The organism is Mesorhizobium sp. M6A.T.Cr.TU.016.01.1.1 (genome assembly GCF_003952585.1).
In the GTDB taxonomy this organism is placed as follows: domain Bacteria; phylum Pseudomonadota; class Alphaproteobacteria; order Rhizobiales; family Rhizobiaceae; genus Mesorhizobium; species Mesorhizobium mediterraneum.
The window spans coordinates 6140849-6152057 of the sequence record NZ_CP034452.1 but is presented as its reverse complement, the minus strand read 5'-3'; the positions used below and the strand labels follow the sequence as shown (position 1 = coordinate 6152057).

The following is an 11209-nucleotide window of genomic DNA, read 5'->3' as shown; positions in this document are numbered from 1 at the left end:
CGGGAAAGCGCCCCCCTCTGTCCTGCCGGACATCTCCCCCACGAGGGGGGAGATTGGACGTCACCTCGGCTTTCGCCAATCTTCACCGTCGTAGGAATGAGCGGAGCGCCGAAGCTGCCAATCTCCCCCCAAGTGGGGGAGATGTCCGGCAGGACAGAGGGGGGCGCGAAGGATCGCTACTTATATTCCGAACTAGCTCAGCCGCCGCTCATCCGCCGGTGGCGATGGTCAGCACCCTGAACGGGGTGGTGATGACGATCTCGGCGACGGAGCCGACGGCCTTGCCGATGCCTTGGCCGAGATTGTCGATCGGCTGCGCCGGATTGGCTTCTTCCGATGCCAGGCCGGCCGGCGCGCGCAGCCGGTCGCCGAGCAACTGCACCAAAAACGGGTTGTCGGCGAATTTGGCGTGGTTCAGGCGGTCGCCGCCTTTGGTCTTGGTGAGGTCGACCACCGAAACGCCATAGCTGGCGAGGTCGGCCGCATCGCCATAGTCGCCGACGCGCGGCTTATCGCCGGAGATCAGCGAGGAGAGTCTGAGGGCGCGATCGTCGCCCGAAAGCAGGATGGCGAACGGCTTGTCGGGCTTGCCGTAGCGGATCATCTGCTTCTTGAACACATCGACATCGATATCGGGTGAGGCAAGGATGACATAGCCAAGCTTGTCGCTGAGATCGCGGTCGCCGGTGATGGCAAGCTGGCGCAGCGCCTCCATCGTCACCCAGGTGCCCATCGAATGGGCGATGATGTCGATGCTCTTGACCTTCGTCTTGGCCAGCATGCGCAGCGTCTCTTCGAGATCGTCGCGCGCGGCGTTGGCGCTTTCCTTGTCGTAGATATAGCCCGTGGTCTTGCCGCTCGACGCCCATGAGAACAGCACCGGCGTGCCGGGATATTTCGTATCGTGCGCAATCTGCGTCAACCGGTAGACGCCGTCGTCGAAACCGTTGTTGAAGCCATGCACGAAAACCAGCGCGCGGTCGCCGCGCATGGCGATGTCGGCGCCGACCGCCTTGGCGAATTGCGGGGCGCCTTCATAGAAGGCGACATTCGTTGCGGTGAAATCCTTCGCTGGATTGCTGTTTGCGGAGCCTTTGACGCGCTCGATTGCGCCAAGCTGATGGACCTTCGGAACCGTTACCTCGACCCGGGCAAAGCTGGTGGTCAGCGAGCGATTGCCATCGAACACCTGCCGCGGATCTTTCGTGGCTTTCTCGCGGGTGGTGGCGACGAAGATCTCATGCGTGGCCGCGATGTCGGAGGCAGGCACCGTCACAGCCGTCGTGTTGAGAAGGTCGTGTGTCTTCCGGCCGGCGCAGCCGGTAACAGCGAGCGCCAGCGCAACGACGAGAAAAATCTTCGAACGCACGGTCACGCAGGCTCCCGAAGGGACGTCAACCGTATGACGTCTTTGGTTTCGATAGAGCCAGAGGCCGGCCTGGTCCAGTTGAAAGCGATCCGATGGTGGCGCAATCGTGTATCACGAAAGCCTGCGGAACAGGGCGTGGAACGCACCTCACTGTCCGAGCAGATGGATGCGGTCGGTCACCTCGCGGTCGCTGGCAAATCCGTCGTCCTCGCGCAGCCGCTGGCCGATCATCTTCACCAGTTCGGGGTTGTCGGCGAATTTGGTGTGGTTAAAGCGATCCGATCCCTTGACGCTGGAGAGATCGACGACGCTGACGCCATAGTCGGCGAGGTCGGCCGCGTCCTTGTAGTCGCCGACGCGTGGCCGCGAGCCGGCGATAAGGCCGGAGAGCCGCAGCGCCCGGTCGTCGTCGGACAGGAGCAGGATGAAAGGTTTGTTCGGCTTGCCATAGCGGCGCATCTGGCTCTTGAACACGTCGACATCGATGTCGGGCGATGCCAGTACCACATCGCCGAGCTTGCCGCCGAGATCGCGGTCGCCATTGATGGCGAGCTGGCGCAGCGCTTCCATGGTGACCCAGGTTCCCAGCGAATGGGCGACGATGTCGATGCGCCGCGCGCCGGTCTGCGCGAGCATCCTCAGCGTCACTTCCAACTGATCGCGGGCAGCACTGGCGCTTTCGCGGTCGTAGACATAGTCCCTCGTCTTGGCGCCCGACGCCCAGGAAAACAGCACCGGTGTGCCCGGATAACCGGAATCATGGGCGATCTGGGTGACGCGGTAGACTGCGGCGTCGAAGCCGGTGTTGTAGCCATGGACGAAGACCATGACGCGGCCGCCGCGTGCGGCGATGTCGGCGCTGAGCGCGCTGGAGAATTTCGGCGCGGTGTCGTAGCCGACGACCTCGGAGGCCATGAAGTATTTGGCCGGGTCGTTCGACTTGCCGCGCGAGCGCCGCTCGATTTGGCCGGTTTCGTGGCTTCCCGGCACGGTGACGTTGAGGCGGGCATAGTTCAGCGTGGCCGAGCGCTCGCGGTCGAAGACCTTGCTGGGGTCGTCGGAGCGCTTGCGCGTCGTGGCGATGAAGATCGAGTGGTTGCCGGCAATTTCCGTCACCGGCGCGGACACAATGGCGCTGCCGAGCAGTTCCTCGGTTTGCCGGCCGCCGCAGCCGGCAACAAGCAAGGCAAGCGCAATGATACAAATCTTCTTCAACTCTGAAATTCCACTCCGGCCGAAAGGCCTATCCAACCTCCGCGAACCCTCCCGGACAGTCGAAGTGCGGCAGAAGTAAGTCATGTCCGGCCGAAATGCGCTCAGCGGCTGGCGACGGCCATCGCACTGTTGCGCGAAAGCCAGAACGGCGGCAGGAAGGCCGGGATGTTGGAGAAGGGCAGCACCTCCGGCCTGAGACGGATGCCGAGCACGTCCGTCATGAAGGCGCGCCGCGCCTCGATGCGGCGCCAGGCTTCGGGGTGACGCGCGGCGATTTCCTCGCGCAGGGCCTGGTCGGCCAGCGCGATGCCGTCCTCGATATTGGTGGTGAAATAATCCGTCCCGGTTGCCGGAATGATGTCGACCTGCAGCGCCATGCCCGACTTCAGCGTGATGTCGGAGCCGGCGAAGATCGGCGAATGCATCCATTCGTCGATGTGGACGAGGTGGCCGGGATTGAGCGAGACGCCGAAGAACGGATCGCCGATGCGGTCATGCACGGCTTTCCACAGGGCGCCGCCGCTGACGCCGATGCCGACGGTCTCGTACCAGTCGACGACGGCAGCGAAATAGGGCGCGACCAGTCTTTCGACGTAGTCGCTTATGTCGGGCGGAAGCTCGGTTGCGTCCTCGACCAGGAAACCGGCGCGGGCATTGAGCGAACCGTGGAGGCCATAGGCCATGGTGACCGGATCGCCGCGCTTGATGACGTCGAGGCGGGGGCTTGGCAGGCCATAGGGCGCGCGCTTGCCGGCCGACAGCATGAGGTGGCAGCATTGCGGCAGGCCGTTGATGCCCATCAGCCGCGCCGCCTGCAACTCGGTCATGCCGGGTTCGATGCCTTGCAGAACGTTGCGCAGGCCTTGCGACGAATAGGTCGCGGCGAATTCGAAGGACGCGAGCTGGTCGGCCTCATTGATCGCGCGCAGGCCGTCTGCCGGGTTCATCAAAAGGTTCGCCGCATTCACCACTGTGTGCTTGTCGCCGGCAAGCGTGCGCAGCGTGTCGGCGATGAAGGAGGGCAGATCGAGAGTTGTTTCACCAAAACCGGCGTCGCCGGGACCGAACGGTTTCCAGCCAATGGCGCCGATGCGCTGGCCGGCTTTCAGGCCGCAGTCGGCAAAGATGTCGAGGAGCGCCGGCGAGCGGTCGCGGGGCTGCGCCGGCAGCGAGAACGTCTGGTAGAGGACACGTTCGTAAGGTCCATCGCAGATCTCGGCATAGCCCCAGCCCTCGTTGCCGACGAGGAGTTTCGGCTGTTTGTCGGGAACGATGACCAGCAGCGTTTCCTCGAAACGCGGATCGTAGCCCGTGAGATAGGCGACATTGGCCGCGTGCTCGCGGTCGCCATACACGACGAAAGCGTCGAAGCCGGCCTTGCTGCCGCGCGCCACCAGTGCCCCGATGCGTGCCTCGTAGGTGGTGCGCGCAACGAGCGGCATCACCGTCGGCTCGCCGAATTCCGGCAGCGACATGGTTTTCAGGGCAACCGATGCGACGGGCATGAACAAACGCCTCCAAGTGCTTGCAAGGATTCTGGGAATACCCCGTGACGGGGCGCATGAACCGGCCGGACAATGGCTTCGCGGGATTGGATATGCAATAGGCTGGGATCAAACGCACGCGCTGTGTGCTAGGTTTGCGACCACCGCGTGGCGGCAAACCAAATGCACGCTACCGATAGCCGACATGCGACCCGGGGTGATCTTGCCATGACCAGTTTTTCCTCCCGCGTCGCTGCTGCCGCTGCCGCGATCCGCCAGATTTTCCCGGAGACGCCGCTGCAGGAAAACGACTATCTGTCGAAGAAGACCGGAGCGCGCGTGCTGCTGAAGCGCGAGGACCTGTCGCCGGTGCGCTCCTACAAGATCAGGGGCGCCTTCAATTTCTTCCGCAAGGCGCTCGACGCCGGCAACGATGCCGAGCTGTTCGTTTGCGCTTCCGCCGGCAACCATGCGCAGGGCTTTGCCTTCGTCTGCCGCCATTTCGGCAAAAAGGGTGTGGTGTTCATGCCGGTGACGACGCCGCAGCAGAAGATCGACAAGACGCGGCTGTTCGGTGGCGAATTCGTCGAGATCAGGCTGGTCGGTGACTTTTTCGATGACTGCTACCGCGCCGCGTTGGAGTTCACCGAAAACTCAGGCGCGCACATGGTGCCGCCGTTCGATCATAAGGACATCATCGAGGGGCAGGCGACCGTCGCCTACGAGATATCAGGCCAGATGCCGGGCGCCCGCATGCCGGACATTGTCATGCTGCCGGTCGGCGGCGGCGGTCTGGCCGCGGGCGTCACGCATTATTTCGCCGATCAGCGCCGCGACACGCGCTTCGTCTTCTGCGAGCCGGCCGGCGCGCCGAGCCTGCGCGAGAGCCTCACCGCCGGAAAGCGCATCAAGCTCGCCAAGGTCGACAATTTCGTCGATGGCGCGGCGGTGGCCGAGATCGGCCGTGAACCGTTGCGGCATCTCAGGGAATTTGCCACTGAGGCCGTGCGGCTGATCCCGGAAAACCGGCTCTGCGCGACCATGATCGAGATGCTGAACGTCGAAGGCGTGGTGCTGGAGCCAGCCGGCGCACTGGCGATCGACGCGCTCAAGGATTTCTCGAAAAAGGAGATCAGGGGCAAGACTATCGTGGCGGTGGTTTCGGGCGGGAATTTCGACTTCGAGCGGCTGCCGGATGTGAAGGAAAGGGCGCTGCGTTTCGAGGGGCTGAAGAAGTACTTCATCATCCGCTTTCCGCAGCGCCCGGGCGCGCTGCGCGATTTCCTCGAATTGCTCGGACCTGACGACGACATCGCCCGCTTCGAATATCTGAAAAAATCGGCGCGCAATTTCGGTTCGGTGCTGATCGGCATCGAAACCAAGGACCGCCGCAATTTCGAGCTGCTCAACGCGAATTTCGAGGCCGAGGGCGTCCAGTATCAGGACATCACCGACAACGAGACGCTGGCTGGCTTCATCATATGAGCGCCCGAATATGAGTGCCCCGAATATGAGTGCCCAAGCGAAAATCTTCGTAGTGTTGTTTTCCGGCATCAATGTCGGCGGCAACCGCATCGTCAGGATGGCCGAACTCCGGTCGTTCTTCGAGGAGCTCGGCTTTCGCGACGTCGCCACCTATGTGCAGAGCGGCAACGTCGTGTTTCGCTCGGCAAAGGGTGATGCCGCCACTCTGAGCAGACAGCTTGAAGCGGCCTTCGAGAAGAAATGGGGATTTTATTCGCGCATTATGGTGCGCGATCTCGGTTGGTTCGAGCGGCTGGCGGCGGAAAATCCCTACCCGGAGGTCGCCGGGGAGCCGACGAAACTTCACGCCTATGCGCTGGAGCGCGCGCCGACACCTGAGGAGACGGCCCGTCTTTCGGAGAAATGCACGGGTCCCGAACGGTTCGAGATCAGGGGCGACGTGCTTTATCTGCATGCACCGGAAGGTCTCGGCAAATCGGTGTTTGCCAATCTCATCCCGCGCACGCTGAAAGTGCCCGCCACCGCGCGCAACTGGCGCACGGTGCTGGCGCTGCTGGAGTTGGCTGGGAGAAGTGGCTGAACGTGGTCGCCTACGCTGCCGAAGCCCTCTTCCAATCGAACGCCAGCTCTTCGCGGAAAGCGAAGCGTTTGATGTGATCGGCGACGACCGTTTCCAGGCGCTCCAGCGAGCCGGCCTCGTCAGCAGCTACCGTGATGTGGAGCGCTGCCGCATCGGCGTCCAGAACCGTGTGGCCTAGCGTGAGATCGATTGTCCCGTGGTTCGGATCGAACTCGACGGGAAACTTGTGCGCCCAGTGCTTGCAGAGCTGCTGCAGATAGCGGCTCGCATGTCCGGTAGCGACATCGACATGGCTGGTCGGCATGAATGGATTTCTCCTGAAGCAAGCGCGCATCTTTTGGATGCGCCAATTTCGGAAGCAGGCGCGATGGCCGGACAGATAGGCGCGATCTTGAGAAACGCCATAAAATCTCAGCTAGGTCGTACCCGCTCTCGATCTTGTGATTGGCTACCAGCTTCCTGTGTTCGCCATCGACGCCCAGGGCTCGGCCTTGGCCTTTGCGGGGCCTTTCTGCAAAAGCTCGATCGAGATGCCGTCCGGCGATTTGATGAAGGCCATGTTGCCGTCGCGCGGCGGCCGGTTGATGGTGACGCCGTTGTCCATCAGTTGCTGGCAGGTGGCGTAGATGTCGTCGACCTCGTAGGCGAGGTGGCCGAAATTGCGACCGCCCTTGTAGTCTTCAGGATCCCAATTGTAGGTGAGCTCGATCAGCGGCGCCTTTTCGGCGATGCCGCTTTGCTCGTCTTCGGAAGCGGCGAGGAAGATCAGCGTGAAGCGCCCCTGTTCGTTTTCGTGGCGGCGCACTTCCTTGAGGCCAAGCTTGTTGCAGTAGAAATCGAGCGATGCATCGATGTCGGCGACACGGACCATGGTGTGCAGGTAGCGCATGTGATTTTCCTCGAAATGTTGCGTTGCGGCGGAACATAGGGGCCACCCGGCCAAAGGGCAATTGCCGATAGCCGGCCGCGCCGGCAAACAACAAATCCGGTATTCCTGCAAATCAACCGTGAAAAAAGGCACGTCAGGTCTTGCACAGACCGGAAGCGGCAGTGTTAATCTAACATCAAGAATCAGTTGCGGTATTCTTGGAAAAAGGGGGGCGTTCTTATGGGGGAAAAGGCCTCTTTCATGGGGCGGGACGGAACCGGTAACGACGCCTTGCGAAGGGACGAAAGCGGCGATGCCGCTGATCTTGTCGAGGTTGCGGGCGCCATCAAATGGTTCGATGTGGCCAAGGGTTACGGTTTCATTCTTCCCGATGACGGCTCTTCCGGCGATATTCTCCTCCATGTGACATGTCTTCGAAAGGACGGTTTCCAGACCGCCTTGGAAGGCGCGCGCGTCGTCTGCCTCGTCAAGCATGGTGAGCGCGGATTGCAGGCGTTCCGTGTGCTCTCCATGGATGTCACCACGGCGGTCCATCCCGCGGAAATGCAGGATCAGCGCACCCACGTCTCGGTGACGCCGGAAAGCGGCCTCGAGCGGGCGCTGGTGAAATGGTTCAACCGCACCAAGGGGTTCGGTTTCCTGACCCGGGGCGAAGGCACCGAGGACATTTTCGTCCATATGGAGACGCTGCGCCGCTACGGCATTACCGAGCTCAGGCCGGGGCAGGTCGTGCTGGTCCGCTTCGGGCGCGGCGACAAAGGCCTTATGGCTGCCGAAATTCACCCGGATATGGGTACCTTGCCGGTCTCGCACTAAGGTCCCGTCCCGATCGAATCGGGATGCGACCTGGTGCTTTTTGCTTGACCATGATCTTTTCCGAACTGCAGGTCAGCGCAGCAAAAACCGGGTTCCACTTTTTGGGATCATGGTCTAGGACGATGTCCGGCCGAGGATTTCGAATGACCCACAGGAACTGGCTGACAACGGGCGTCGTTTGCGCAGCGATCGCCTTTGTCGTCGCCACAGGCGCTTTCTTCCATTCGCAGCAACCGGCTTTGGCGGACAGTCGGGCGATGATCCTTGCCGTCGACCCGCAGCCGCTGGTCGCGGTGACGAAAGGCGGCGAACGCTCTTTCTCGATCGAAATCGCCGACACCTCCGCCGAGCGCGAGGCCGGCCTGATGTTTCGCGAGGAGATGGCCGACGACCATGGCATGCTGTTCGTGTTCGAGGAGCCTCGGGATGTCAGCTTCTGGATGAAGAACACGCCGATGCCACTCGACCTGATCTTCGTCGGTCAGGACGGCAAGGTCCGGGCGATCAAGCAAGGCGAGCCGCAATCCGAAGCGATGATCTCGCCCGGCGAGCCGGTTCGCTTCGTGCTCGAGCTCAAGGCGGGCACCGCCGCGAGGGGCGGCATCGAGGACGGCGATTTGTTGCGCCACCCGGCAATCGGCACTGCGCACAACTGAACGCGCAGGATCCGTCGCAGATGCAGTTTTTCTCCCATGACGGTTTTGACCTCGCCTTCCTCGATCGCCAGCCGGCATCGGGGCAGGGCGATCCGGTGCTCATGATCCATGGCTTTGCCTCGACCCACTACGTCAATTGGGTGTCGCCCGGTTGGTTCAAGGCGCTGAACGATGCCGGCTACCGCGCCATCGCCTTCGACAATCGCGGCCATGGTGCCTCGTCGAAGAGCTATGAAGAGGCCGATTACACGCCCGCAAAAATGGCTTCCGATGGGGCAGCGTTGCTGAATCATCTCGGCGTCGAACGCGCCCATGTCATGGGTTATTCGATGGGTGCGCGGGTGTCGGCGTTCCTGGCGCTTTCCGACCCTGACAAGGTGGCGACGCTGGTCTTCGGCGGTCTCGGCATCGGCATGATTGACGGCGTCGGCGATTGGGATCCGATCGCCGCCGCCCTTCTGGCCGAAGATCCCGATACCACCAGCCATCCGCGCGGCCGTTCGTTTCGCGCCTTCGCCGACCAGACCCGCAGCGACCGCCGCGCGCTGGCCGCCTGCATTGCCACCTCGCGGGAATTGCTGGCCGAGGCCGACATTGCGCGCATTGCCCAGCCGACATTGATTGCCGTCGGCACCAAGGACGACATCGGCGGTTCGCCCGACGAACTGGCCGCCTTGATGCCGAACGCCAAGGCTTTTCACATCGAGGGCCGCGACCACATGCTGGCCGTCGGCGACAAGACTTTCAAGCAGCGGGTGCTGGAGTTCTATGCCGAAAATCCGCTGTGAGCACAAAGCCGATCTGTAGTGATCCTTCGCGCCCCCCTCTGTCCTGCCGGACATCTCCCCCACAAGGGGGGAGATCGGCAGCTTAGGCGCTCCGCTCACTCCTGCGGCGGTAGCGATTAGCGACAGCGGTGGTGACAGCGAATCTCCCCCCTCGTGGGGGAGATGTCCGGCAGGACAGAGGGGGGCGCTGTCCCGCCAGAATCAACGGTTCCGCACCGCGGCAGCGCTCACGCCCCAAGCGCCTTGAGCGAGCGCGCCATGTTTTGCCGAGCCTGAGCCTCGAACCGCTGCCGGAATTCCTCGGTGTGAAAAATATGCGGACGGGCGAGGAAACTCTTCAGCACAGCACTGCGGCCGGCACGCCACATCGGCTCTTCCACCCAGCCATATTCGCGGCGAACCGCCTGTTCATAGGCGTCGAAGGCATCAGGCGTCGCACCCAGGATCGCCAGGTCCATGTCGAGGAACAGCGCTGCGTCGCGGGCGGCATTCTCGTCGCTAAAGCGCGGCAATTCATGCGTGGCGGTGGCGATGATCATCGCCGTGATGCGGCCGAGGCGCTGCGCATCCGTGCGGCCGGAGAGCTTTTTCTCGGCAAGGGCGGCACTTTTGGCTTCGTTGTCCTTGGCTCGGCTGTCATAGATGGCATCGTGGAACCAGATCGCCGCCTCGACCGCCTCGGGGTCGTGCAGGGATGCCCGATAGTGCCCGGCCAGCGCCAGCATCGCCTCGATATGGGCAAGGCTGTGATAGTGGCGGCCTTCGGCCCGGTAGAGCGCGGAAAGCTCGCGCTTCAGCGGCGCGTCGATCAAGGGTTCGTTTTCCATGGCCGCTTGAATTTCCGTGAACCAAATCCATTTGACAAAGCACTAAGGAAAATTGAGTTCAACCGTGCTATGATCTGGCTTATATGTGCGACCGGAGAATAGGCAAGCTGCCAAGCCTGAGCCAGTAGATGGCCGGAGATCATTGATGAACAGCGTTACGATTGCCCGCCCCACCATGGTGAAGCCGATCGACCCGATCTGGCGCTCGATCCGCGACGAGGCGATGGAGGCGGTCAACCGCGATCCGCTGCTGGCGGCGTTCCTCTATTCGACCATCCTCAACCAGGAAAGCCTGGAGGAAGCGGTCATCCATCGGCTGGCCGAGCGGCTCGCCCATCAGGATATCGGTTCCGATCTCATCCGCCAGACATTCAAGGCGATGGCAGCCGACGACAAGGACTGGGCATCGACGGTGCGTGTCGACATCCAGGCCTATTACGACCGCGATCCGGCCTGCGACCGCTTCATCATGCCGGTGCTCTATTTCAAGGGTTTTCACGCCATCCAGACCCACCGGCTGGCGCATTGGCTGTGGAATCAAGGCCGTCAGGACTTCGCGCTCTACCTGCAGAGCCGGTCGTCCTCGGTGTTCCAGACCGACATCAACCCGGCCGCCCGCATCGGCAAAGGCATCTTCCTCGACCACGCCACCGGCCTCGTCGTCGGCCAGACGGCGGTGATCGAGGACGACGTGTCGATCTTGCACGGCGTGACGCTGGGCGGCACCGGCAAGGCCGGCGGCGACCGCCATCCCAAGATCCGCTACGGCGTGCTGATCGGCGCCGGCGCCAAGATCCTCGGCAACATCGAAGTCGGCCATTGCTCGAAAATCGCGGCGGGCTCGGTGGTGCTGTCGCCGGTGCCGCACAACAAGACGGTTGCCGGCGTGCCGGCCCGCGTCGTCGGCGAGACCGGCTGCGACCAGCCTTCGCGGCAGATGGATCAGCTTTTGCCGTCGCAGACGATGGACCACGTCGTCAGCTTCGATATCTGATTTTCAAGGCGTTCGGGCGTACTCGTCAGGGCAATTGCTTCAGACTGATTTTTGATGTCGGCGCCGCCCCTCATCTGCCTGCCGGCATCTTCTCCCCGTATAGTGA

12 protein-coding genes are annotated in these 11209 nt (G+C 62.5%); 6 read left to right on the top strand and 6 right to left on the bottom strand.

Features of this window, described 5'->3' with window-relative positions:
• Positions 1–208: 208 nt before the first annotated feature.
• The 3 genes from EJ075_RS29790 to EJ075_RS29780 form a co-directional block, all read right to left on the bottom strand.
• The gene (locus tag EJ075_RS29790) at positions 209–1375 is read right to left on the bottom strand and encodes an alpha/beta hydrolase (protein WP_095489517.1); all 1167 of its coding nucleotides are present in this window, start codon (positions 1373–1375) and stop codon (positions 209–211) included.
• A 141-nt stretch (positions 1376–1516) separates the two neighbouring features.
• Positions 1517–2584 carry an alpha/beta hydrolase gene (locus EJ075_RS29785; protein ID WP_095489516.1) on the bottom strand — a complete coding sequence of 356 codons (1068 nt, stop codon included), beginning with the start codon at positions 2582–2584 and terminating at the stop codon, positions 1517–1519.
• Positions 2585–2685: 101 nt separating this feature from the next.
• Positions 2686–4089, bottom strand: coding sequence for an aminopeptidase P family N-terminal domain-containing protein (locus tag EJ075_RS29780; RefSeq protein ID WP_126106766.1), 1404 nt, complete (start codon positions 4087–4089; stop codon positions 2686–2688).
• A 207-nt stretch (positions 4090–4296) separates the two neighbouring features.
• Here EJ075_RS29780 and ilvA point away from each other — a divergent pair, with 207 nt between their 5' ends.
• The gene (gene ilvA / locus EJ075_RS29775) at positions 4297–5553 is read left to right on the top strand and encodes a threonine ammonia-lyase IlvA (RefSeq protein ID WP_126106765.1); all 1257 of its coding nucleotides are present in this window, start codon (positions 4297–4299) and stop codon (positions 5551–5553) included.
• A 25-nt stretch (positions 5554–5578) separates the two neighbouring features.
• Positions 5579–6133 (top strand): DUF1697 domain-containing protein, encoded by a 555-nt coding sequence (locus tag EJ075_RS29770; protein ID WP_095489514.1) that lies wholly within the window; start codon positions 5579–5581, stop codon positions 6131–6133.
• 10 nt (positions 6134–6143) lie between these two features.
• On the opposite strand, the gene EJ075_RS29765 is transcribed toward EJ075_RS29770, so the two are convergent.
• Both EJ075_RS29765 and gloA read right to left on the bottom strand, forming a co-directional pair.
• Entirely contained in the window at positions 6144–6437 is a 294-nt protein-coding gene (locus EJ075_RS29765) for a DUF2218 domain-containing protein (RefSeq protein WP_095489513.1), read from the bottom strand.
• Positions 6438–6581: 144 nt separating this feature from the next.
• Positions 6582–7022 (bottom strand): lactoylglutathione lyase, encoded by a 441-nt coding sequence (gene gloA / locus EJ075_RS29760; RefSeq protein ID WP_095489512.1) that lies wholly within the window; start codon positions 7020–7022, stop codon positions 6582–6584.
• A 240-nt stretch (positions 7023–7262) separates the two neighbouring features.
• On the opposite strand from gloA, the gene EJ075_RS29755 reads away from it, so the two are divergent.
• The 3 genes from EJ075_RS29755 to EJ075_RS29745 all read left to right on the top strand — a co-directional run bounded on the left by EJ075_RS29755 (position 7263) and on the right by EJ075_RS29745 (position 9282).
• Positions 7263–7838: a cold-shock protein gene (locus EJ075_RS29755; RefSeq protein ID WP_185928364.1), complete on the top strand. Its 576-nt coding sequence runs from the start codon at positions 7263–7265 to the stop codon at positions 7836–7838.
• Positions 7839–7981: 143 nt separating this feature from the next.
• The gene (locus EJ075_RS29750) at positions 7982–8494 is read left to right on the top strand and encodes a DUF192 domain-containing protein (RefSeq protein WP_126106764.1); all 513 of its coding nucleotides are present in this window, start codon (positions 7982–7984) and stop codon (positions 8492–8494) included.
• Between the two features lie 20 nt (positions 8495–8514).
• A complete protein-coding gene (locus EJ075_RS29745) occupies positions 8515–9282 on the top strand; it encodes an alpha/beta hydrolase (RefSeq protein WP_164547221.1) in 768 nt (255 codons plus the stop codon).
• A gap of 227 nt (positions 9283–9509) precedes the next feature.
• Here EJ075_RS29745 and EJ075_RS29735 read toward each other — a convergent pair whose 3' ends face one another.
• Positions 9510–10109: a hypothetical protein gene (locus EJ075_RS29735; RefSeq protein WP_126106763.1), complete on the bottom strand. Its 600-nt coding sequence runs from the start codon at positions 10107–10109 to the stop codon at positions 9510–9512.
• Between the two features lie 145 nt (positions 10110–10254).
• On the opposite strand from EJ075_RS29735, the gene cysE reads away from it, so the two are divergent.
• Positions 10255–11103 carry a serine O-acetyltransferase gene (cysE, locus tag EJ075_RS29730; protein ID WP_095489508.1) on the top strand — a complete coding sequence of 283 codons (849 nt, stop codon included), beginning with the start codon at positions 10255–10257 and terminating at the stop codon, positions 11101–11103.
• The last annotated feature ends 106 nt before the right edge of the window (positions 11104–11209 follow it).